This window comes from Bacillus sp. (in: firmicutes) (assembly GCA_012842745.1).
Taxonomy (GTDB): domain Bacteria; phylum Bacillota; class Bacilli; order Bacillales; family Bacillaceae_J; genus Schinkia.
The window spans coordinates 17,699-40,564 of sequence record DUSF01000058.1; the positions used below are offsets into that span (position 1 = coordinate 17,699).

Annotated in this window: 23 protein-coding genes and 13 tRNA genes; 32 read left to right on the plus strand and 4 right to left on the minus strand. The window is 38.3% G+C overall.

What is annotated here, in order from left to right:
* Nucleotides 1-4: 4 nt before the first annotated feature.
* A complete protein-coding gene (locus tag GX497_17435) occupies nucleotides 5-1,021 on the minus strand; it encodes a DUF3231 family protein (GenBank protein ID HHY74974.1) in 1,017 nt (338 codons plus the stop codon).
* 153 nt (nucleotides 1,022-1,174) lie between these two features.
* Here GX497_17435 and GX497_17440 point away from each other — a divergent pair, with 153 nt between their 5' ends.
* The 5 genes from GX497_17440 (at nucleotide 1,175) to GX497_17460 (ending at nucleotide 5,614) form a co-directional block, all read left to right on the plus strand.
* Nucleotides 1,175-1,408 (plus strand): hypothetical protein, encoded by a 234-nt coding sequence (locus tag GX497_17440; GenBank protein ID HHY74975.1) that lies wholly within the window; start codon nucleotides 1,175-1,177, stop codon nucleotides 1,406-1,408.
* Nucleotides 1,409-1,522: 114 nt separating this feature from the next.
* A complete protein-coding gene (locus GX497_17445; protein HHY74976.1) occupies nucleotides 1,523-1,966 on the plus strand; it encodes a hypothetical protein in 444 nt (147 codons plus the stop codon).
* A gap of 67 nt (nucleotides 1,967-2,033) precedes the next feature.
* Complete coding sequence (locus GX497_17450; GenBank protein HHY74977.1) at nucleotides 2,034-2,720, plus strand: response regulator transcription factor; 687 nt, start codon at nucleotides 2,034-2,036, stop codon at nucleotides 2,718-2,720.
* Nucleotides 2,704-4,113 carry a HAMP domain-containing histidine kinase gene (locus GX497_17455; GenBank protein HHY74978.1) on the plus strand — a complete coding sequence of 470 codons (1,410 nt, stop codon included), beginning with the start codon at nucleotides 2,704-2,706 and terminating at the stop codon, nucleotides 4,111-4,113. The genes GX497_17450 and GX497_17455 overlap by 17 nt, the downstream gene beginning before the upstream one ends.
* A gap of 85 nt (nucleotides 4,114-4,198) precedes the next feature.
* Nucleotides 4,199-5,614, plus strand: coding sequence for a sugar ABC transporter substrate-binding protein (locus GX497_17460; GenBank protein ID HHY74979.1), 1,416 nt, complete (start codon nucleotides 4,199-4,201; stop codon nucleotides 5,612-5,614).
* A gap of 76 nt (nucleotides 5,615-5,690) precedes the next feature.
* On the opposite strand, the gene GX497_17465 is transcribed toward GX497_17460, so the two are convergent.
* Nucleotides 5,691-6,236, minus strand: a complete 546-nt coding sequence (locus GX497_17465) for a GbsR/MarR family transcriptional regulator (protein HHY74980.1) — start codon at nucleotides 6,234-6,236, stop codon at nucleotides 5,691-5,693.
* 252 nt (nucleotides 6,237-6,488) lie between these two features.
* On the opposite strand from GX497_17465, the gene GX497_17470 reads away from it, so the two are divergent.
* The 6 genes from GX497_17470 (at nucleotide 6,489) to GX497_17495 (ending at nucleotide 12,209) form a co-directional block, all read left to right on the plus strand.
* Nucleotides 6,489-7,766: a glycine betaine/L-proline ABC transporter ATP-binding protein gene (locus tag GX497_17470; GenBank protein HHY74981.1), complete on the plus strand. Its 1,278-nt coding sequence runs from the start codon at nucleotides 6,489-6,491 to the stop codon at nucleotides 7,764-7,766.
* Complete coding sequence (locus GX497_17475; GenBank protein HHY74982.1) at nucleotides 7,753-8,616, plus strand: proline/glycine betaine ABC transporter permease; 864 nt, start codon at nucleotides 7,753-7,755, stop codon at nucleotides 8,614-8,616. The genes GX497_17470 and GX497_17475 overlap by 14 nt, the downstream gene beginning before the upstream one ends.
* The gene (locus GX497_17480) at nucleotides 8,616-9,494 is read left to right on the plus strand and encodes a glycine/betaine ABC transporter (GenBank protein ID HHY74983.1); all 879 of its coding nucleotides are present in this window, start codon (nucleotides 8,616-8,618) and stop codon (nucleotides 9,492-9,494) included. The genes GX497_17475 and GX497_17480 overlap by 1 nt, the downstream gene beginning before the upstream one ends.
* Nucleotides 9,495-9,639: 145 nt before the next feature.
* A complete protein-coding gene (locus GX497_17485) occupies nucleotides 9,640-9,828 on the plus strand; it encodes a putative motility protein (GenBank protein HHY74984.1) in 189 nt (62 codons plus the stop codon).
* Between the two features lie 14 nt (nucleotides 9,829-9,842).
* Nucleotides 9,843-10,532 carry an alpha/beta fold hydrolase gene (locus GX497_17490; protein HHY74985.1) on the plus strand — a complete coding sequence of 230 codons (690 nt, stop codon included), beginning with the start codon at nucleotides 9,843-9,845 and terminating at the stop codon, nucleotides 10,530-10,532.
* 201 nt (nucleotides 10,533-10,733) lie between these two features.
* A complete protein-coding gene (locus GX497_17495; protein ID HHY74986.1) occupies nucleotides 10,734-12,209 on the plus strand; it encodes a DEAD/DEAH box helicase in 1,476 nt (491 codons plus the stop codon).
* 36 nt (nucleotides 12,210-12,245) lie between these two features.
* On the opposite strand, the gene GX497_17500 is transcribed toward GX497_17495, so the two are convergent.
* Entirely contained in the window at nucleotides 12,246-12,842 is a 597-nt protein-coding gene (locus GX497_17500; protein ID HHY74987.1) for a rhomboid family intramembrane serine protease, read from the minus strand.
* 86 nt (nucleotides 12,843-12,928) lie between these two features.
* Between GX497_17500 and GX497_17505 the strand changes: the two genes are divergently transcribed.
* From GX497_17505 to GX497_17535, 7 genes are all read left to right on the plus strand, one after another.
* Entirely contained in the window at nucleotides 12,929-13,282 is a 354-nt protein-coding gene (locus tag GX497_17505; protein ID HHY74988.1) for a holo-ACP synthase, read from the plus strand.
* A gap of 75 nt (nucleotides 13,283-13,357) precedes the next feature.
* The gene (locus GX497_17510; protein HHY74989.1) at nucleotides 13,358-14,869 is read left to right on the plus strand and encodes an NAD(P)H-hydrate dehydratase; all 1,512 of its coding nucleotides are present in this window, start codon (nucleotides 13,358-13,360) and stop codon (nucleotides 14,867-14,869) included.
* A 44-nt stretch (nucleotides 14,870-14,913) separates the two neighbouring features.
* On the plus strand, nucleotides 14,914-15,924 hold the full coding sequence (locus tag GX497_17515) for an outer membrane lipoprotein carrier protein LolA (GenBank protein HHY74990.1): 1,011 nt from the start codon (nucleotides 14,914-14,916) through the stop codon (nucleotides 15,922-15,924).
* Between the two features lie 154 nt (nucleotides 15,925-16,078).
* Nucleotides 16,079-17,203 (plus strand): alanine racemase, encoded by a 1,125-nt coding sequence (locus GX497_17520; protein ID HHY74991.1) that lies wholly within the window; start codon nucleotides 16,079-16,081, stop codon nucleotides 17,201-17,203.
* A gap of 261 nt (nucleotides 17,204-17,464) precedes the next feature.
* A complete protein-coding gene (locus GX497_17525) occupies nucleotides 17,465-17,746 on the plus strand; it encodes an antitoxin endoai (GenBank protein ID HHY74992.1) in 282 nt (93 codons plus the stop codon).
* Nucleotides 17,747-17,750: 4 nt separating this feature from the next.
* A complete protein-coding gene (ndoA, locus tag GX497_17530; GenBank protein HHY74993.1) occupies nucleotides 17,751-18,101 on the plus strand; it encodes a type II toxin-antitoxin system endoribonuclease NdoA in 351 nt (116 codons plus the stop codon).
* Nucleotides 18,102-18,179: 78 nt separating this feature from the next.
* Nucleotides 18,180-20,342, plus strand: coding sequence for an RNA-binding transcriptional accessory protein (locus GX497_17535; GenBank protein HHY74994.1), 2,163 nt, complete (start codon nucleotides 18,180-18,182; stop codon nucleotides 20,340-20,342).
* A 149-nt stretch (nucleotides 20,343-20,491) separates the two neighbouring features.
* On the opposite strand, the gene cmpA is transcribed toward GX497_17535, so the two are convergent.
* A complete protein-coding gene (cmpA, locus tag GX497_17540; protein ID HHY74995.1) occupies nucleotides 20,492-20,602 on the minus strand; it encodes a cortex morphogenetic protein CmpA in 111 nt (36 codons plus the stop codon).
* Between the two features lie 142 nt (nucleotides 20,603-20,744).
* On the opposite strand from cmpA, the gene GX497_17545 reads away from it, so the two are divergent.
* From GX497_17545 to GX497_17610, 14 genes are all read left to right on the plus strand, one after another.
* The gene (locus tag GX497_17545) at nucleotides 20,745-21,230 is read left to right on the plus strand and encodes a SprT family protein (protein HHY74996.1); all 486 of its coding nucleotides are present in this window, start codon (nucleotides 20,745-20,747) and stop codon (nucleotides 21,228-21,230) included.
* 129 nt (nucleotides 21,231-21,359) lie between these two features.
* Nucleotides 21,360-21,434, plus strand: a tRNA-Asn gene (locus GX497_17550).
* A 3-nt stretch (nucleotides 21,435-21,437) separates the two neighbouring features.
* Nucleotides 21,438-21,528: transfer RNA gene (locus GX497_17555), tRNA-Ser, on the plus strand.
* Between the two features lie 9 nt (nucleotides 21,529-21,537).
* Nucleotides 21,538-21,612 (plus strand) — tRNA-Glu (locus tag GX497_17560).
* Nucleotides 21,613-21,653: 41 nt separating this feature from the next.
* Nucleotides 21,654-21,729, plus strand: a tRNA-Val gene (locus GX497_17565).
* A 7-nt stretch (nucleotides 21,730-21,736) separates the two neighbouring features.
* Nucleotides 21,737-21,812: transfer RNA gene (locus GX497_17570), tRNA-Asp, on the plus strand.
* A gap of 34 nt (nucleotides 21,813-21,846) precedes the next feature.
* A tRNA-Gln gene (locus tag GX497_17575) sits at nucleotides 21,847-21,921 on the plus strand.
* A gap of 26 nt (nucleotides 21,922-21,947) precedes the next feature.
* Nucleotides 21,948-22,023: transfer RNA gene (locus GX497_17580), tRNA-Lys, on the plus strand.
* 4 nt (nucleotides 22,024-22,027) lie between these two features.
* Nucleotides 22,028-22,108, plus strand: a tRNA-Leu gene (locus tag GX497_17585).
* A gap of 82 nt (nucleotides 22,109-22,190) precedes the next feature.
* A tRNA-Leu gene (locus GX497_17590) sits at nucleotides 22,191-22,276 on the plus strand.
* Nucleotides 22,277-22,337: 61 nt separating this feature from the next.
* A tRNA-Arg gene (locus tag GX497_17595) sits at nucleotides 22,338-22,414 on the plus strand.
* Between the two features lie 33 nt (nucleotides 22,415-22,447).
* Nucleotides 22,448-22,524: transfer RNA gene (locus tag GX497_17600), tRNA-Pro, on the plus strand.
* A 15-nt stretch (nucleotides 22,525-22,539) separates the two neighbouring features.
* Nucleotides 22,540-22,613 (plus strand) — tRNA-Gly (locus GX497_17605).
* 18 nt (nucleotides 22,614-22,631) lie between these two features.
* A tRNA-Ile gene (locus tag GX497_17610) sits at nucleotides 22,632-22,708 on the plus strand.
* Nucleotides 22,709-22,866 lie beyond the last annotated feature (158 nt).

Genomic DNA, 22,866 nt, shown 5'->3' on the forward strand with positions numbered 1-22,866 from the left:
TTTTTTATGAGTTCTTCTGTAATTCTTTGCGGTTTAAGGCATGTGGCGGTTCTTCTAGCCACCCACGCTTCACCATAATGCTAAAGCCTTTTTCAGCATACAGTAAAATTTCAGTGATTAATTTACTGTAGTGAGCAGCTAAGTCTACCCTTAACGATGCGGACAAAGCGTGTCCGATAAAGGTAACATCGATAGCGTTTAATAAATCAAATAGTGCTATGATTAGCTTGTCAGAAAAAGGTGAAATTGTTGAATCTGTTACTTCCATGCTAACCGGAACGATTCCTAATAAATCTTCCTTCATTAAAAGCTCATTAAATACTTTAATTTGTTTCTCACAAATATCTTTGCCATCTTTTATATAATTCTCAATTTCCTTATCTTTGACTACTTGAAGTAAGGCTAGGCAGAGTATAATGGCAAAATAATTTCGTTCAATATTAAAAAATAATTCCGTAAGTTCCACCGCGTTTAATGGCCTTTTCTGTCCTAGTACTTCGGTTACATAAGATTGTTTTTGGATGTATTCGACCTTTTTCGGATAGGAAATCATCGGCGGTCTGTCATAGATTCCTTTTGACAGCATGAGTGTTGTTGATTCTTTATATAGTTCAATTGATTGCTTCGTCGCATTTGTAAAAAAATCAAGTGTGTCTGACCGAGCTATATTGGAAGTAATGAAAGCAAAATTGACCATGCCCATCCGAGCCATCGAGTAAATAAAGCTTAAAGAAAAAGGATCATAAAAAAGCGGTGGGGCCGACAAGTTAACGTCTTCATCTGAAAATCCTTTCGGGATTGGAATCCCTTCTATAGAAAAGATTTTATCGATTTGTTGTATATGTGTATCTGAATTATGAATGGCTTTTTCGAGTAATGGCCTAATTTCTTCATCTTTTAAGTGATGTAGAAAATATTTTAAAAGGCAAACAGACATTGTTTCTTGAATATACGTGCTCCATAAGCCGCCTATTTCTGCACTTGAAAGTCTAACATTATGTTTTTCCATAAAAGCCTCCAAAATAATTATTTTACATGTTAGTTTTTGATAATTCGTCAAATATATACATCACTTCATTAGTTTACTCCCATTTAATGTAAAGGATAAAACCTTTTTTATGAAGCATTCTATATGTGTACCGATTCACTTAAACATGTATAAGGAGGAAATAAAATGGCACAAGTTGATACGAATAAGTTAAAACAAGCAGAGGCGGCATCCTCTCTTGCGAAAGATTCCATTACACAGGCGATTGAACAATCGGCAGCCAATACTGTTCTATGTGCAGAGGCTTTAAAGCAAGCATCAAATGAAATTGCTCAAGCGCAAACTTTAATTAGCCAAGTGCAGTCCCAAATACAAACACAACAACAAGCGTCTTCTGATTCTTCTGAATTTCAAATTTAGAAAAAAAGGTGTCGATTTGACACCTTTTTTTAATTGACTATTTTTTTGCATTACGAAATAATACAGTAGTAAATTAATAGAAAAAATGAACTTTAAATAGGGGATGAGATGGAATTGGATAAAAAATTTAGCTTTAGTTTTATTAACTTTATGAAAGGTGTGTTGTTATTACCTGCATTTCTTTTTATACTTGTTTTAGGAGCATGTTCTTCTCAGGAAGCACCAAGGGAAATTGAGCTAAAGCCTTATAAACTTGCAGAGTTGGCGAAGCAGGACTTTTCCAAAGTAGACAAGATTGCAATTAAAAGCGGTGAAACTGGGGAAGAGAAAACATTTGAAGATAAGGAGCAAGTTCAAGATTTCATAAAAAATATCGAAGCGGTCACTTTTACACCAGATATTAATCAGGAAAGACGTGCAGGCTGGACCTATATGATTACTTTTTATGAAGGACGGAAAAAGGCATTTGAATTTTACCCGAATTATATCGATGATATTTATTTCAAACAAGATGATAGTGTAGTTGCAATTGTTGAGGAATTATTTAATTCAAAATAATAGTGCGGTAGTAAAGGTTAGCCTGTTTTTAGGTTAGCCTTTTTTTGCAAGATGGAGAGGAAGAAAAATGAAGACAATTTTAGTTGTTGAAGACGAATTGGCTATTTCAATTGTCTTAAAGGCCTATCTTGAAAAGAATGGTTTTAAAGTGTTACAAGCTTTTAATGGAAAAGAGGCGGTTGGAAAATTTGAACTTGTCAAACCGCAATTAGTTTTACTAGATATTATGCTCCCAGATATGGATGGGTGGAGCGTATTACATTATATTCGCGAAAAAGGTTCGTGCCCGGTCATTATGCTGACGGCGCTTGGAGATCTTGATAATAAGTTGACAGGTTTTAATCAAGGTGCTGATGACTATTTATCAAAACCCTTTGTTGGGGAAGAGGTCGTTGCTAGAGTGCATGCAGTGTTGCGCCGCTCTACTCAAATTATTGATAATGATCATATTATTTATTACGGCAGTTTGAAAGTAGACTTTCAAGCCCATACTGTTTTTTTGAATGGTATCGAATTAGCTTTTCCGCCTCGTGATTTATCTTTATTTTTGTTTTTAGCTAAGCATCCGAACCAAACGTTTACAAGGGAGCAGTTAATTGAGCATGTGTGGGGCATTGATTTTGATGGTAGTGACCGAGCGGTTGATTTGGCGATTAAAAGGATAAGAAAGCTGCTTTTTAATTGGCCGGAAACAGAGGGTGAAATCAAAACTTTAAGAGGATTGGGGTATCAATTCAGTGTTAAGGAAAAATAACGAGCGGCCATCTCTTCTATTGTTTTGGACAACACGATATTTTTTGACATTATGCATTGGTTTATTAATTGTTGGCTTAGTGTCTACATATTGGATTAGATATTCGATAACAGAAAAACGGTTAGCTATTTTAGAAATGACGGCAGATGAAATTGCCGGGCGGATTACAGATACTAGTGGACTAATTAGTCCAGGGCTATTTTTGCCGAGAGTTGTTGATGAGCGGTTTCGATTTTTAAGATTAGAGGGGAGACCGCTCATTTATGTAACTGATGAGTATGGGAATATTGTCTTTGGGATGAAAGATCGGATGTATAACATGCTGGACTTTGATGAATTAATTGCTCATTCGAAGAACAAGAATATTCAAAAGGTTTCCATTCCCCATGGCGAGAACTTCTATTTGGTTCGCAAAGAGATTATTCAAGATGGTCTTCATATTGGTTGGGTCTTTATTTTGCTGCAAGAAAAAGAAATTCGGCAGAGCCCTGATGAAATGAAGTTATTAATGACAATGTTAATTAGTTTAGCCGTGCTCGGCTGGGCGGTCATCTATTTTTTATCGAAAAAACTGTTAAGACCGATCAGTACTATTGCGGAAGCGGCACAGCAAATTGTCGAAGGCGACTATCGTGTATCAATTGATGATATGATTAAAGAAAAAGAAATATATGAGCTTTCGGATTCATTTAAAAAAATGGCTTCAAGGCTGGAACAACTAGAAGCTTTACGAACGGAGCTGTTGGCAGGAGTTACTCACGAGTTAAAAACGCCTGTTACAGCCATCAGTGGTTTAATCCAAGCTGTTAAAGATGAGGTTGTGACTGGGGATGATGCGAAAGATTTTTTAAATATTAGTCAAAAAGAGGTTGTCAGGCTGCAAAAAATGGTCGAAGATTTACTAGATTTTAATTCGTTTGCTGCTGGTAAGGTTAGAATAACGAAGGAAATGATAAATTTAGGAGACTGTTTGCACGAGATTTTGCATCAGTGGGAGCTTTTGCAGGAAGAGGTGCCAAAGATTAACATGATTTTGCCAAGTCATGAGCTTTTCGTATCAACTGATCCATTACGGTTACAGCAAATTGTCATAAATCTTCTAAACAATGCGAAGCAGGCCTGTAGAGCAAATTGTAAGATTGAAGTAAAGGCTTATGAAATGGAAACTTCTATTTCGATTGATATAAAAGACAATGGAAATGGTATTCCAATAGAGGAACAACCGTTGATTTTCGAGCGATTTTATCGGGGGAATAATAAAAGGCATAAAGTTCACGGCTTAGGGCTAGGGTTAACCTTTAGTAAATTAATTGCAAAAGCACTTAACGGAGATTTAGTATTAAAAGAAAGCACAGAACATGGAACTATCTTCACAATATATTTACCAAAGTGATGAGCAAAAAATATTTCAAAAATTTAAACATTCCCTATAAGAAAAATAGTATAATTTGGTTAAAGTTGGCGAAGAAGGTGAAACTATGAGGAAGTATGCATGGTTTATAATTACGAGCTTATTATTATCTTTAGTTAGCTGCAGCGCGGAAAATACGGCAAAACGTGCAAATGAAAAGAATGGTAGCAATCATGAGAGTTTACCTGAAATAAAAGTAATCGGTGATGGCCCTAATACGATGGCCTTATTTAAAATGGAAGAGGAGGAAATTGCGAAAAGGTTTGGAGTCCGGCTTTCCTATAATTATCCTGAAAGGATTACAGAAAACTTAGAACAATTTCTATTTGCCACCGAAGAAAAATATGATATTTATATTCTTTTCCCAGTTAAGATTCCATTGTATGTTGAAAGAGATATGCTGCTCCCTTTAGATTCATATATTAGTGAAGAACATGTCAGTGATATGCTTCCAGTTTTCCGAAATATGTTTATGAAATATGATGGTCATGATTATGGAATGGTTTATGATGGAGATACACATTTATTATTTTATCGGAAGGATATTTTTGAGAAGTATAATAATGAGTATAAAAAGCAGTTTGGCATCGAGCTTCAAGCACCAAAAACTTGGGAGGAGCATGACCAAATTGCGAAGTTTTTAACCCGTGATTTCGAAAGGGATGGGAAAATCGATTTACATGGGACAGCCATTCTGAATGGGGAAGGCATGCGTTATATTTGGTTTGCGGAGCGTTTTTTATCGCTGGGTGGCGCCTACTTCGATTCTAATATGAAACCGCTAGTTAATTCAGATATTGGCATTCGCGCTTTAAGCGACTTAGTAGAATTGGCAAATAGCAATGTAATACCTGATGCGATGCTGGATTGGACAGATTTAAATAATGTTTTCCTTCAAGGAAAAGTAGCGATGATTGTTCAATGGAGTGATACGGCCCGCTTTTCTTATGACGAAAATGCCTGGAAATCAAAAGTTGCTGGAAAAGTGGATTGGGCACTGTTACCTAGCGGTTTGCCAAATGCACCCCGTGGCGGAAGCTTCCTTGGTAGAGTGTTAGCGATTTCTAAGAATTCAAAAAATCCGGATAAGGTTTGGGAGATTATTGAATACCTAACTTCTAAAGAGGTAAGCAAGCGTGCCATTAATTCATACGAAACAGGCACTGAACCTTATCGGGAAAGTCATTTTGTTGCTGAAGGAAAAGGTCCGTTTTCTTCAGAAAAGGAAAATAAACATTTTCTTGCAACAAGCTATGATAGCTTCAAAAATACGAACATAGATTTAATTATTCCAGGCAGCTGGGATTATATGCAAAGTTTAGACCATAATATGGGGTTAGCCCTTATCGGCAAACTCACCCCTGCGGAAGCTCTCGACAAAACAGCCGAGGAATGGGAAATGATTACGAATAAATATGGAATTGAGACGCAGAAAAAGCATTACGAAGATTGGCTACAACGCTTTGAGGAAGTTCGGCAGTAGCGAGCGGCATTGCGGTGATAGGAAATTCCACACAAGAAGCACTTTCGCATTTTTTGAAAGTGCTTTTTGATTTATACTATCGTTCTTCACTTTTGGGAATAAATTTGAATATTTCATGTGATTCAAAGCTATCAACAAGGCGGTTCAACCAACGGTAATAATCTGAACAAGCATGCAATTTTTCAATCATTTGCTTTGCTTCCTCGCGTATTTCACTATCTACATCATCCCGCATGACAAGGTTGTTAAGATCCTTCAGTGACTTTTCAATTGACGAAACATTCATCAATATTGCCGGTCGCCATTTCACTGTAAATAAGTCAATAAATGTTTGGTACCAGTCTTCTTCAGCCTGATAAAGGTCTTTTCGAACGCCCTTTTTCCAAACTTTATCAACCATTTTTAAATCCATTAAGTTCCTTACAGATGTGCTCATGCTCGTTTTGCTCATACCAAGCTCATCTTTCATTTCATCTAACGTCATTGGATTTTGGCTAAAAAATAATAATCCGAATAACCTCCCAACAGAATCGGTAATCCCGTATAAATTCATATTATGTGCAATTGTATCAATCACTCTTTCCTTAGCTAGGTCTAACTGTTGTTTTGAATCTACCTCCATTACTTTCCTTCCCACCATTCTTCCCATTACTTCAATATCTTTGAGTATAGACTACCACGAAAAATTCGAAAGTAAAGAGGGTAAGACGGTAGTATTTAGAAGTAATTTGGAGTATTTCTAAGAATTACATATGTATAGTACATACAGATTTTACTGTACAAAGTTTACGAAGGAATATTGAGGGTTATGGACTTTGATGGGTTAATTGAAAAGGCTTACAATTAAATAGTCAAAGTAAAGAGAGGTGGTTATATGGAGCATGCACAAACGATAAAGCTTAAGGTTCAAAATGTAACGAAGATATTTGGGAAAAGTCCCAAAAAAGCACTTCAATTCATAAATGAAGGCTATTCAAAAGCTGATATACTAAAGCGGACAGGCTGTACCGTTGGTGTAAATCAGGCAAGCTTTGAAGTGTATGCGGGAGAAATTTTTGTAATTATGGGCCTTTCAGGGAGTGGGAAATCAACTCTTGTTAGAATGCTAAATCGTTTAATTGAGCCTACTCTTGGAAAAATTGAACTAGATGGCAATGATGTTGTCAAAATGAATAAAGCAGATTTACGGGAAATTCGCCGAAAAAAGATCAGTATGGTTTTTCAAAAGTTTGCCCTTTTGCCACATCGAACAGTTTTAGAAAATACAGAGTATGGACTTGAAGTTCAGGGTGTAGACAAAAAATTAAGAAAACAAAAGGCTTCAGAAGCTTTACAGCTAGTAGATTTGGAAGGTTATGAAAATCAATATCCAAGCCAATTAAGTGGTGGAATGCAGCAGCGTGTTGGACTAGCCCGAGCGTTGGCAAATGATCCTGATATTCTCTTAATGGACGAGGCCTTTAGTGCATTAGATCCCTTAATAAGGAAGGATATGCAGGATGAATTATTAGAGCTACAAGGTAAAATGGAAAAAACAATTATTTTTATCACACATGATTTAGATGAAGCTCTACGAATAGGAGACCGAATTGCTTTAATGAAGGATGGCGTCATTGTCCAAATTGGTACACCTGAGGAAATTTTAATGAATCCTTCGAATGAATACGTTGAAAGATTCGTAGAAGATGTTGATTTAAGTAAAGTACTAACGGCTGGACATGTGATGAAACGTGCCCATTCTGTCCAAGTTGATAAAGGCCCGCTCGTTGCCCTGCAAATGATGAAAGACCTCGGAATATCTAGTATATACGTTGTTGATAAAAAGCAAAGATTGCTAGGAGCCGTAGCAGCGGCTGAGGCAAGAAAGGCTGTAGATCAAGGGAAAAAACTCTCCATTATAGTAGAAACGAATATCCAAACTGTAACGAAAGAAACCCTTTTAGTAGATCTTTTCGAGGTCGTTTCAAAGGCTGTTATACCTGTAGCTGTTGTAGATGAAGACAACTGTTTAAGGGGTATTGTAATCCGCGGCGCTGTTCTTGGAGCTTTATCTGGAAATGAACATTATATAAATGATAACGCAACGATTACGCAAGAAGTAGTTGCAGCCACACCCGACCAAGAAGGGGGGATTGTAAATGGCGTTGTTTAAAACAGAACAGCTTTTACCTAAACTACCGCTTGCAGACTGGATAGACTCCCTTGTCGATTGGCTAACTACTACATTTGGGCCTTCATTTGATGTAATCTCAGAGATTTTGGAAATGCTTGTTGAGGGCATGGTAGATGGCTTAGCGTTAATCCCTCCAATTATATTGGTTATTTTAATGAGTTTATTAACTTGGAAGATTTGTAATAAAGGGATTATGTTTTTTACATTTATCGGATTGTTTTTAATAGAAAACTTAGGATATTGGGAACCTATGCTTAATACGGTAGCCTTAGTTCTAATGTCGGTCGTTTTATCAATTGTAATAGGCATACCAATTGGCATATGGGCATCGCAGAATACAACTGTTAGAAATATTGTTACACCTACATTAGACTTCATGCAAACAATGCCTGCCTTTGTCTATTTAATTCCAGCTATTTTCTTTTTTAATATTGGTGTTGTTCCCGGTGTAGTTGCGTCGGTTATCTTTGCAACACCGCCAACCATCCGTTTAACAATATTAGGAATTAAGCAAGTACCTGAAGACATTATTGAAGCAACAGAGGCGTTTGGCTCGACAACGAAGCAGCGCTTAGTGAAGGTGCAGTTGCCGCTTGCAATGCCAACGATTATGGCGGGTATTAATCAAAGTATTATGCTGGCGTTATCAATGGTCGTCATTGCTTCAATGGTTGGAGCGCCAGGACTTGGTGCTGATGTATATCGCGCCGTCACGCAAATCAAGACAGGAATCGGTTTTGAAGCTGGCCTAGCGATAGTTATTATTGCTATTATTTTAGACCGGATTTCACAAAATCTAGGAAAAAATAAACAAGGGGGAACTATGTAATGAAAAAATGGTTAGGATTTTTACTAGTTTTAGTTCTAACAATTGGTTTAGTAGCCTGTGGGTCAAAGGATAGTCAGACGACTGAAACAGCTATTGGTAAAAGTGTAGATTATAAGATTATTGGAATTGACCCTGGTGCTGGACTCATGAAAGCAACTGCTAAAGTGATTGAGGATTATGGTTTAGAAGATTGGAAACTAGTAGAAGGATCTGGGGCAGCGATGACAGCTGCATTAAAAAAAGCATATGATAAACAAGAACCAATTATCATAACAGGCTGGACACCACATTGGAAGTTTTCGAAATTTGATTTAAAATATTTAGAAGATCCAAAAGGTATCTATGGGGAAGATGAAAATATTCATACGATTACTCGCACTGGTTTACAAGCTGAACATCCAGATGCCTTTAAAGTTTTAGATCAATTCCACTGGACATCAGATGATATGAGTGCGGTGATGGTCATGATTGAAGAAGGTATGAAGGAAGAAGAGGCTGCCCTTAAATGGATTGAAGAGAATGCAGATAAAGTTGCTGAATGGACAAAAGGCGTTAATAAAGTTAATGGCGACAAAATTAAATTAGCGTATGTTGCTTGGGCAAGTGAAATTGCAAGCACAAATGTTTTGGCGAAGGTTTTGGAGGATGTGGGATACAATGTGAAAATGGTTCAACTTGAAGCTGGTGCGGTTTGGGCTGGTATTGCTGATGGCAGTGCTGATGCATCTGTGGCTGCTTGGTTGCCAGTAACACACGCTGACCATTATGCTAAATTTGAAGGCAAATTTGAAGATCTTGGTACAAACCTTGAAGGCACAAAAATCGGATTAGTTGTACCTAGCTATATGGATATTAATTCTATTGAGGATTTAAAATAAACGTTTGTTTAAAAAGAAAAGGACGGCGCTTCTAATTCGGAAGTGTTGTCCTCTTTCTATATCTCAAGTGGATATTAATTTTTCATAGAAAAAACATGAATTGCATGATATGGTTATAATATAAATCTACAAGGGGGGCATTTTCATGGATATTGCTGCATTATCTTCCGCAATAGGTCAAGTTAATTTAGGTCAACAAGTCAGTGTTGCAATTTTAGAAAAAGCAATGGACACTGCTGGAGTAAACGCTGAGGCATTAACGGAAATGCTGAAGACATCAGGTGTTGAAGCACCACACCCAACACTTGGAAAAATAATTGATATTAGAGGATGAGGGTCGGGAGGAACATGATTGGTTGTTTATGTATTCATGGATTTACAGGCAGTCCATTTGAAGTGGAGCCTCTTGCGAACTTTCTCAAAAAAAACACAAATTGGTTAGTAGAGATGCCGACATTGCCTGGGCACGGGGGAGAATTAGGGCTCCTAAAAGGTGTTGCATACCAAGAGTGGATTTACGAAGCGGAACAGTCTTTAAAAGGAATGCTTGAAAAATGTAGCACTGTCTTTCTAGTTGGTTTTTCAATGGGCGGCGTAATTTCAGGCTATTTGGCTACAAAATATCCCGTTCAAAAGCTAGTTTTACTAAGTGCTGCGGCGTATTACTTAGATCCGAAGCAAATATTAAAGGATATCAAAGAAATGGCTGCAGATGGTGTGCGCGGGAATTTAAGCGACAATCCCTTGTATCAGAAATTCCGTACAAAGGTTATAGGAACACCAATAACGTCAACATTTCAATTCCAAAAGCTTGTGAAGGAATTAAAACCAACTTTCTCACAAATTGAAGTACCAACTTTAATTGTCCAAGGTGAATTAGATAGTATCGTACCGAAAAAAAGTGCGAGCTATTTATATAAAACAATCCCCTCAAACGAAAGGGAGCTTATTTTTTTACCGAAGTCAAAGCACCTAGTTTGCCATGACCCGGATAAAGAGCAATTATTTACAGCGGTGGAGCGGTTTTTGTTAAACTAAGAAAGCTTAGCTTCTTAGCCTAAGCTTTAAAAGCAATAACAATACCGCTCCTATTTATATATGCTCCGGTTCACTAGTTCCACCTCTAATAACCTCACATTACCACTGTTTCTTTATTTAATTTTTTATTTGCGTACTACGTAAAATTGTGATAATATTAGCAAATATGCGAAAAAGTAGAAGTTAGGGAGTTTTGAATACATGACAATGTTTCATGAATTAGGAATTAGTGAAAAAATTATGAAATCGATACAGTCAATGGGCTTTGAAGAGGCTACACCAATTCAAGCCGAAACCATTCCTGTATCATTGCAAGGAAAAGATGTAATTGGACAAGCACAGACAGGTACCGGAAAAACAGCAGCCTTCGGTATTCCAATGATTGAAAAAATTGATGTGAAGAATGGATTTATTCAGGGGATTGTCGTTGCTCCAACCCGTGAATTAGCAATTCAGGTTGCTGAAGAGTTAAATCGGATTGGACAATTTAAAGGGGTTAGGGCACTTCCTATTTATGGTGGACAGGATATTAACCGTCAAATCCGTGCCTTGAAAAATAGACCACAAATTATTGTTGGAACACCTGGCAGGTTAATGGATCATATGAATCGCAAAACGATTCGCTTGCAAAATATTCAAATCGTCGTTTTGGATGAAGCGGATGAAATGTTGAACATGGGCTTTATTGAGGACATTGAGTCCATCCTTAAGGAAGTTCCAGAGGAACGTCAAACGTTGTTATTTTCAGCGACAATGCCAGATCCAATTCGCAAAATTGCGGAAAACTTTATGCGTGAGCCTGTGTTGATTAAGGTAAAAGCGAAAGAGATGACAGTTCCGAATATTGAACAATATTATATCGAAATCCAGGAGAAAAAGAAGTTTGATGTATTAACACGTCTTTTGGATATGGAATCACCTGAGCTAGCGATTGTATTTGGACGTACAAAACGACGCGTTGATGAATTAAGTGAGGCGCTAAATTCGAGGGGTTATGCAGCGGAAGGAATCCATGGGGATTTAACGCAAGCGAAAAGGAGCTCCGTTCTGAAAAAGTTTAAAGCTGGAACAATTGAAGTTCTTGTGGCAACGGATGTGGCTGCGCGTGGGTTGGATATTTCTGGTGTAACTCATGTATATAACTTTGATATTCCGCAAGACCCGGAAAGCTATGTGCACCGGATTGGTCGTACAGGCCGTGCTGGGAAAACAGGTTTAGCCTACACGTTTGTGACACCTAGAGAAATTGGTCAATTGAAAAATATTGAGCGAACAACAAAAAGAAGTATGGTACGAAAGCCGATTCCTTCTATGGATGATGCATTAGAAGGGCAAAAGCAAATTACTGCTGAAAAAATTCTATATACGATTCAAAATGAGAATTTTTCATTTTATAAACATATGGCTGAGGAATTGCTTGATGAGCACGACTCAGTGACAGTGGTTGCGGCGGCAATTAAATTGTTAACAAAAGAACCGGATACAACTCCAGTACAGTTAACAGCAGAAGCGCCAGTTATTGCAAAGGAACGAAAACCACGTGATAACCGTTCACGTGACAATTTTGCCCGTGATAACAGACGCCGTGAAAGTAGTAGAGGAAAAGGTGGCTTCCAACGAAATAGCAGACCACGCAGTGCAAGCTCAAGCGGTGCTCGTAAAAAGGCCTATAAATAAACATGCAAAATGCTAACCAGAAATGGTTAGCATTTTTTAATAATATCGGGATGCCTTTTTTAATACTATTGGTGCGAGTGCGATTCCGCCTAACAATCCAAAAATATGGGCATAAATATTTACGTCGGATCTGAAGAATGTCATAACGAGACCGATAACTAATATTGAAATAACAATTTGCGAGTTCATCTTGTCGATTAAATCTTTTCGATAGAGAACCATATATAAATAAATACCAAAAAGGCCAAAAATAGCACTTGATGAGCCGAGATGATAATAATTGATTGGTGCTACGAAATAAGTTCCGATATTTGCAAGTATACCGCTTGCTAAATATGTAATAATGAATGTGGACTTGCCTACCATTCTTTCAAGTGCTGGCCCGAAAAGTATTAATGAAAACGAATTAAACAGCATATGGCCAAAACCACTGTGGAGAAAAATAGGAGTGATTAGCCTCCAATATTCACCATGATACACGCCGGAATTGGAACCAATTCCTACGGAAATAAGCTGCGGCCCAATAGGCAAAAAAGAAATAACAAACCACAGAAATATATGAATAATTAAAATGAAAGTTATGACTGGATATAGACGAGTAAATGATCGAAAATCTTCATTGCGGATAAACATAGCGGCTCTCCTTTGTTATACTTGAATTATACATATTTTTATTATATTGCTTCTTAACTTTAAATAGAAGAAAGGGATACTTTTTTATGATAAAAGGCATCGGTATTGATATTGTCGAAATAAATAGAGTGCGGACAATTGTTGAAAGACAAGCGAAATTTTCGAAGCGAGTTTTAACGGAAAAGGAAGAGAAGATTTTTGAAACTTTATCAAAAGGAAGGCAAATAGAATTTTTAGCTGGTCGGTTTGCGGCCAAAGAGGCCTATGCAAAAGCGAAAGGAACAGGCATTGGAAAAAGCTTAAGCTTTCTTGATATTGAGATTTTGCCAGACGAATTAGGAAAGCCTGTCATAAAAACAAAAGAAAAAGAAATCGTTCATCTATCAATATCCCATTCAAAAGAATATGCAATTGCCCAGGTGGTCATTGAGCAAATATAGAATTAAATGCATAGCTAGTCTGCATATTGCAAAACTTTGTCTCATATATTTTTAATGCGGTAGGAGGGAACATAATTGCATGTTGTGACTGCAAATGAAATGTACGAAATTGACCGTTATACAATTGGCGAAATTGGTCTTCCTGGTGTGCTCTTGATGGAAAATGCCGGCCGCGCTTTTGTGCAAAAAGCTTTAGACTATGTGGATAAAGGTCAAAAAATAGCTGTTTTAATTGGTGCCGGTAACAATGGTGGAGATGGTTTTGTTATTGCAAGGATTTTAAAAAGCTTAGGGTTTCATGCTGATGCTTTCCTAGTAGTTGAAAAGGAAAAAGTAAAAGGCGATGCTTTGTTTCATTTTGAAGCCTTCAAGAGGTCAGGATATGAGGTCATGCTATTACATGATTTCAGCAATCTACAACATTACGATGTAATCATTGATGCGATGCTAGGTATTGGCATAAAGGGTGAAATAAAAACACCATACCAAGAAATAATCACTGCATGCAACGAGTTAACGAATCTTAAAATCTCTGTTGATATACCTAGCGGCATACCGGCAGACGGAATCCATCCTTTCAATCTAGCGTTTATGGCGGATATCACGATTACTCTAGAGCATCCTAAGCTTAGTGCTTTTACTTATCCAGCCCGCTCGTTTTATGGCAAGCTTGAAGTTGTTTCAATTGGAATTCCACCGCTAGCATCGCAAGCTGTCATGAACTATGAGCGCAAATGCTGGACTGAAAAAGAAGTAAGTAAAACAATACCAAAGCGAACACCATCATCACACAAGGGTACACATGGGAAAGGGTTAGTAATTGGCGGATCTTATCAAATGACAGGGGCACCAGTTATGACAACGAGGGCTGCACTCAGAGCTGGTGGGGGTCTGACTACATTGGCTATACCAGATGCCATTCATTCTATTGTTGCAAGTCAAATTGTTGAGGCGATGTTTTCACCGTGGAAAGAGGAAAATGGTCATTTCAGTGGTGAGTTAGGAACGGATGTCTCACGGTTTGACGCTGTTGCGTTCGGACCTGGTGTAGGTCGAGAAAATGGCGGTGAAAAGATCCTTTCAACTTTACTTGACAACGTGAAGGCACCGCTTATAGTCGATGCGGATGGGTTATTTTATCTTGCTGACCTCAAAGAAAGGTTGAAAAAAAGGCCATATCCAACCATTATTACTCCACATACAGGGGAATTTGCGCGGCTGACCAGCTATTCACTAGCTGAAATTGAAAAAAATCGCTTTGAGTTATCACGGCGGTTCGCTCTTGCATATGGAGTTTATATTGTACTAAAAGGGCCTTTTTCAATCGTAACAACCCCAACTGGTTCGCAATATGTGAACACGAGTGGAAATGCAGCACTTGCCAAGGGTGGTACAGGTGATGTTCTAACAGGGATTATTTTAGCCTTTGTCATGAATCACGCCAATTTACAAGAAGCTATTAGCAATGCTGTTTATGTTCATGGTAAAGCGGCTGATATGTTAGTACAGCAAACCCATACGATGTGGGATGTACTTGCCACTGATGTAATTGCAGCGTTGCCATCGGTATTTCGTACATTTTTCTAAAAAGTTCCCTTCTTTGTCCGAAAAGAGGCAAAGGGGTTGAAGGAATGAAGAAGAAAAGCTTTCTACTATTTATTTTAGGACTATTACTCATCATAGGATTATCAGCCTGCGGCGAAAAGAGTCAGGAGGACGTTAAAAAAGCTTTAGATAAAAAAATGGAGGAGATTACGGGTTATAAAGCAAATGCAACGCTGACATTGCAAACGGGGAATCAGCCGCAAGAATATAGTATTGATATTTGGCATAATAAACCGGATTTTTATCGTGTTCATTTAAAGAGCGATAATAAAGAGCAAAGTCAAATGATTCTTCGCAATAATGACGGGGTGTTTGTAATCACACCTGCCTTAAATAAAAGCTTCCGATTCCAAAGTGATTGGCCAGAAAATACAAGCCAAGCATATTTATATGAATCTTTAGTAAGCGATATTTTGAATGATGATGAAGCTAAATTTACGCAAACGGAAACAGCTTATATTTTTGAAACAAAAACAAATTATCAAAATAACAAAACTCTTCCAACTCAAGAAATTGCAATCAATAAAAAAGATTTATCGCCTGTAATGGTGAAGGTGATGGACCAAGATAGACAGCCGCTAGTACAAGTTGATTTCACTGGGTTTGAATTTAATGCGAAATTTGATGCGGATGCATTTGACTTAGAGAAAAATAAAACAGGTGCCCAGATGGATACACCGACAATGGCCCAACCAGCTAATGCAAAGCTAACCGTTTTATATCCTGAAAGTACACCAGGAATGGAATTAATTGAAGAAAAGAAAGTGGCAACAGAAAATGGCGAACGCATTGTTTTAACATATGCAGGGGAAAAATCATTTACTTTATTTGAAGAAGTAGCCTCCGTTTTACCGGCAAGTGCGCCGATTTTTGTAGATGGGGAGCCAGTTGATTTAGGTTTTACAGTAGGAATAGTAACAGAAAATGCAATTTCTTGGTCATATGATAGTGTCGATTTTTACTTAGCTTCTGAAAATTTATCAAAAGAAGAAATGTATGAAATTGCCCGTTCCGTCCAAGGTCAAGCAATCAAATAACTGAAATGGTGACCCAAAACAAAAGCGCTAGGCAGGCTATTGCGAGTAAAATGTATATAGATGTCTAACGCTTTTCGGTCTCCTTGACAAATCATCTGAATGATTTACAATCGAAGAAAACATCATTCTATTGGGGGCAAAACAGGTGGAAACGCTGTTTTATAGAGATACTTGGGTTGAAGTAGATTTAAACTGTATATATGAAAATGTTCAAAATACGAAAAAGCATCTCCCAGATGGAGTAGATATTATCGCGGTTGTGAAAGCTAATGGATATGGTCATGGGGCCTTGGAAGTTGCGCGTACCGCATTAAAAGCAGGGGCTTCTTATTTAGCTGTTGCTTTATTAGATGAAGCGCTCGAGCTTCGCAGACAAGGAATCGAAGCGCCTATACTAATTTTAGGATGGATTAGGCCTGAAGATGTACTGCTTGCCGCGCAATATAATATTACACTTACAGTCTTTCAACTTGAGTGGCTAGAAAGGGCGGTTAAGTTTTTACAGAAGGGTGATACAGTACAATTTCACTTAAAGGTTGACACTGGAATGGGCAGAATCGGCGTTAGAGAAAAGCGCGAAGCAGATGAAATCATCAATTTCATTTCAGAGCATCCGCAATTTAAAATGACTGGCGTTTTCACGCATTTTGCAACGGCGGACGAGCTTGATGTAACTTATTTTCAAATGCAGTATAGTCGTTTTCTAAAGAGCCTTGATTGGTTAAAAGAAAGAAAAGTGCAAGTCAATACAATCCATTGTGCTAATAGTGCAACAGGACTCAGATTTCCTGAAAAAGTTTTTAATGCAGTAAGATTAGGTATATCAATGTACGGCCTATCCCCTTCTACGGCTATAAAAAAAGAACTGCCTTTCCCGTTAAAAGAAGCATTTTCATTACGAAGCAAGCTTGTTCATGTAAAAGAGCTCAGTCCTGGTGAAAGAGTTAGCTATGGTGGAACCTACGAAATAATTGAAAATGAATGGATAGGAACAGTTCCAATTGGATATGCTGATGGATGGATACGTAAGTTAAAATCTGCCTTTGTGCTTGTTAACGGCGAACGATGTCCGATTATTGGGCGAATTTGTATGGATCAACTTATGATTAGCTTGCCAGACAAAGTACCCGTTGGGACAGAGGTTACGTTAATTGGGAAACAGCAAAACGAAGTGATATCCATTGATGAAATCGCAGAATTAGTAGATACAATCAATTACGAAATTCCTTGCATTATTTCTTCGAGAGTTCCTCGGACTTATATTAAATGTAATAGTTAAAAAGAATAAGGGGAAATGCTTGCGACAATGGATGGAATCTATATCTTTTATATGTACATGTAATAAGAATGTAATTCAAATTTGTTTTGCAATCGGCATTATACAATGATATTATTAACTTGGTGAAAAGTTGATTTTTTTATACTGATATGCGTATATAGCTTTTGGTGGATATCAGTATAAGAAAGAACATCGCCTTCCGCTATATGGGCGGAAGCGGTGTCTTTCTAATAAATGGTGTGTAGTTGATGGTGGAGGTGTATGTTTGTGTCTGAAAGTACACAAGAAATTTTAGTTCGATTACCGCAAGCACTGATTAATGAAGTGGATGGTTTTCTAAAACAAGAAGAAAGTAATCGGAATGAATTTATTTACCAAGCGACAAAAATGTACCTCAGAGAGCGTAGAAAGCGACAAATCCGTGAAGCGATGAGACGTGGTTATATGGAAATGGCGAAAATCAATTTGAATATTGCGTCTGAAGCCTTTCTAGCTGAGGAGGAAGCGGATCACACCTTAGGGCGCTTAGTGAGCGGGGTGTAATCTATTGAATGTTAAGCGTGGCGACGTTTATTTTGCTGACCTTTCTCCTGTTGTCGGCTCTGAACAAGGTGGCGTTCGCCCTGTACTTGTTATCCAAAATGATATTGGGAACAGATTCAGTCCTACTGTGATTGTTGCAGCCATTACGGCCCAAATTCAGAAAGCGAAGCTGCCAACACATGTGGAAATTGATGCAAAAAAATATGGTTTTGAACGTGACTCTGTTATTTTATTAGAACAAATTCGAACAATTGATAAGCAAAGGCTAACGGATAAAATAACTGCCCTTGATGAAAGTATGATGAGTAAAGTGGACGATGCTTTACAAATCAGTTTAGGCCTTATTGATTTTTAAAGAAAATATAGTTTTATATAAGGTTGCTCCTTTCAGACGGTGGCAACCTTTTTAATTTTGAAAGATAGGGGCGAACAAATGAATAATAATGAAGTAATCATAAAGAAAATTGCGAAGGAATTGAATGTACAGCCTAAACAAGTACATAATGTTATTTCTTTAATCGAAGAAGGCAATACCGTTCCATTTATAGCGAGATATCGGAAGGAAAGAACAAATGGGCTGGACGAGGTGCAGATTCGAGCCGTTACGGAAAAATGGGATTATGCTCAAAATCTCGAAAAGAGGAAAGAAGAGGTTATTCGCTTAATCGACGAGCAAGGTAAATTAACTGATGAATTAAGAAAAAGTATTGAAGGTGCGGATAAGCTTCAGCAGGTAGAGGATTTATACCTTCCCTATAAGAAAAAACGTCGAACAAAAGCAACGATAGCAAAAGAAAAAGGTTTGGAGCCGTTAGCGGAATGGCTTTACGCGCTACCTGCCGAGGGAAATGTTCTTGAAAAAGCAAAAGAATTTATTAGTGAGGAACATGAGGTTTTGTCTCTTGAAGATGCTTTGCAAGGGGCGCGTGATATCATCGCTGAATATATATCGGATACTGCCCAGTTTCGTGAATGGATTCGCACTGAAACTTTTAAAAAAGGTAGTTTAAAAGCAACTGTCAAAGATGAAGAGAAGGACGAAAAGAAAGTATATGAAATGTATTACGAATATGAGGAAGCGATAAGTAAGGTTGTGCCCCACCGTGTACTTGCTTTAAATCGTGGTGAAAAAGAAGAAGTGTTAAAAGTCGCGATTGAGCCTCCGTTTGAAAATATACTTATGTATTTAAACAAAGAGGTGTTGCAAGGAAAAGATACAATTGCCGTTGAGCAACTTGAAATTGCGATGGAAGATGCTTATAAGCGCTTGATTCAACCATCGATTGAAAGAGAGATTCGCAACAGTCTCACGGAAAAAGCAGAGGACCAGGCGATTCATATTTTTGCAGAAAATTTAAGAAATCTTCTCCTGCAGCCGCCATTAAAAGGGAAAATGGTTTTAGGGGTAGACCCCGCCTATAGAACAGGTTGTAAATTAGCCGTGGTCGATGAAACGGGAAAAATGTTAATGATTGACGTTGTTTACCCACATCCCCCAAAAGCAAAGCTGGAAGAAGCAAAACGGAGGGTTTTAGAAGTACTGAATAAATTCCCAATTGAAATTGTAGCGATAGGGAATGGTACGGCATCACGTGAAACAGAACAATTTATTGCTGATTTACTAAAGGGAATCGAGCGTGACATTTACTATTTAATTGTAAATGAAGCAGGGGCAAGTGTGTATTCGGCATCAGATTTAGCGCGTGAGGAGTTTCCGGACTTGCAAGTTGAAGAAAGAAGTGCGGTTTCGATTGCTCGAAGATTACAAGATCCACTTGCTGAACTAGTAAAAATTGATCCAAAATCAATTGGTGTTGGTCAATATCAGCATGATGTTTCTCAGAAAAAGCTAAGTGAGTCGTTAACATTTGTTGTTGAAACAGTAGTAAACCAAGTTGGCGTCAATGTGAATACAGCTTCACCGTCATTATTGCAGTATGTATCAGGCCTGAGTAAAGCTGTCGCTACAAACATTGTGAAGCAGCGCGACACCGAAGGAAAATTCACTAATCGCGCTCAGTTGAAAGCCATCCCAAGGTTAGGGGCAAAAACGTATGAGCAATGTATTGGCTTTTTAAGAATCATTGATGGTGACCAACCTTTAGATCGTACATCGATTCACCCAGAAAGCTATAGTGAGACGCAACAATTGCTTGGAATAGTAGGCTGTACACTTGCCGATTTAGGATCTGAAAAACTTAAAGATGCCTTAAACGAATTGAAAATTTCTGAAGTTGCAGGCGAGCTTAATATTGGTGTACCTACACTTAAGGATATTATTGACGCATTAATACGTCCGGGACGTGACCCGCGCGATGAAGTCACAAAGCCATTATTAAAGAAAGATATTCTCAAATTAGAAGACCTTGAAAAAGGAATGGAGCTAGAAGGAACCGTCCGTAATGTTGTTGATTTTGGAGCGTTTATCGATATTGGTGTAAAACAAGATGGGCTTGTCCACATTTCTAAATTAAGTAAACAATATGTGAAGCATCCGATGGACATCGTGTCCGTTGGTGATGTTGTCACTGTATGGGTAGAGGATGTCGATCAGAAGAAAGGCCGCGTCGCTTTAACAATGCTTCCGCCGCAATAAGCAATAAAAAGATAGTAAAAGCACTGTTTTCTATGAGCAGTGCTTTTTTCTATTAGAAAAGCACGACTTTCCGCCCAGATAGCGGAAGTACCCAAAGGTATGACCTAAAGGCCCTCGATGCCTTTTCTTATACTGATATCCACCAAAATTTATAAATTTTTATCAGTATAAAAAAACCAGCATTGGTTCAGCAATTTAATTTGGTAGCGATTTTTATCGTGATAGGCTTGCTTTAATTGTTTAATTAACCAGTAAGGCATAAAAACACCTCCTGCTTTATATTAAGGGCTTTTAATGTATTATTTAGTGTATGCAAGAGTGTTGGATAATGTGCAGACCATTTAAAAGCAATATAAAACTTTTATGGTAAAATAAATAAAAAATTAACTGGAGTAATACAATATGAACCAAAAGCAATTACAAATACTTTGTGAGCAAATTTCATTGGAGTATTTCGGAAAACGGTTTTTACATATAGTACGTTTTAATAACAGATTGCGAACAACCGGGGGAAGATATCTTTTAAAATCACATGATATTGAGATAAATCCCAAATATTATTTTGAACAAGGAATTGAAGCTGTGAAAGCAATACTAAAGCATGAATTATGTCATTATCATTTGCATATTGAAGGTAAAGGATATCAGCATAAAGACGAAGATTTTAAGCGTTTATTAAAAAAGGTGGATGGGCCGCGATATTGTAAGCCGCTTTCTACAGTGAAAAGAAAAAAGCAATTAATTAAGTATATTTATGAGTGTGGGGCTTGTAAACAAACGTATAATCGTAAACGAAGAATGGATACTACGCGTTATGTTTGCGGTAGCTGCCGGGGAAAGCTGATACTAAAAGAAAATCTACAAAAAATAGTTGACGACAAAAAATAGGATATGTTATATTATATAAGCCGTTGACAAGATAGGCTTTAAATTGAAAGATTACATCAAAGTATTTTTTGTCCTTATCTTGACAAACAGGTAATATTATTGTATTATATTAAAAGTCGTCATTATTATTCCACAGTAGCTCAGTGGTAGAGCTATCGGCTGTTAACCGATCGGTCGCAGGTTCGAATCCTGCCTGTGGAGCCAGTTGGAGAAGTACTCAAGAGGCTGAAGAGGCGCCCCTGCTAAGGGTGTAGGTCGGGTAACCGGCGCGAGGGTTCAAATCCCTCCTTCTCCGCCATGTATGTATGGCCCGTTGGTCAAGCGGTTAAGACACCGCCCTTTCACGGCGGTAACACGGGTTCGAATCCCGTACGGGTCACCACTATATAAAACGAATATTTTAGTTTCTATAGTTAATAATATGGAGGATTAGCTCAGCTGGGAGAGCACCTGCCTTACAAGCAGGGGGTCGGCGGTTCGATCCCGTCATCCTCCACCATTGTAATGGTCCCGTGGTGTAGCGGTTAACATGCCTGCCTGTCACGCAGGAGATCGCCGGTTCGATCCCGGTCGGGACCGCCATTTTGAAGAACTGATGATGAAGATTTATTATTAATGGGCTATAGCCAAGCGGTAAGGCAACGGACTTTGACTCCGTCATTCACTGGTTCGAATCCAGTTAGCCCAGCCATTTATACTAGCAACAAAGGATTACAAGAGCCATTAGCTCAGTCGGTAGAGCATCTGACTTTTAATCAGAGGGTCGCAGGTTCGAATCCTGCATGGCTCACCATTCCGCGGGTGTGGCGGAATTGGCAGACGCACTAGACTTAGGATCTAGCGCCTTTGGCGTGGGGGTTCGACTCCCTTCACCCGCACTAGTTGTAAGCAATATAATATATAGTTTAATATACAAGTCGCTGTTACTACAGTGTCTTTTGTTTTCTCTATGGTAAGACCGCGGTCGTGGCGGAATGGCAGACGCGCTAGGTTGAGGGCCTAGTGGGGGCAACCCCGTGGAGGTTCAAGTCCTCTCGGCCGCACCAAAAGTTACCACTTGATAGAATAATATTAATATGGTATATTAATAAAGTCGCCTTTGGAAGTGCGCCTGTAGCTCAATTGGATAGAGCATCTGACTACGGATCAGAAGGTTATGGGTTCGACTCCTGTCAGGCGCGCCATTAATTGTTATATCATTTATTATTACCAATTATCGGGAAGTAGCTCAGCTTGGTAGAGCACTTGGTTTGGGACCAAGGGGTCGCAGGTTCGAATCCTGTCTTCCCGACCATTCAAAATAAAATATGCGGGTGTAGTTTAATGGTAAAACTTCAGCCTTCCAAGCTGATGTCGTGGGTTCGATTCCCATCACCCGCTCCAAATTAATGTGTGCAATTCGGGCCTGTAGCTCAGCTGGTTAGAGCGCACGCCTGATAAGCGTGAGGTCGATGGTTCAAGTCCATTCAGGCCCACCATAAAATGTTCTTTGAAAACTAAACAAAATGTCAAGCGTGCAATAAAGTTGAACGTTAGAGTTCAACAACCAAGTCAGTAAAACTATTGAGCAATCAAACCCTTTTTGGAGAGTTTGATCCTCGCTCAGGACGAACGCTGGCGGCGTGCCTAATACATG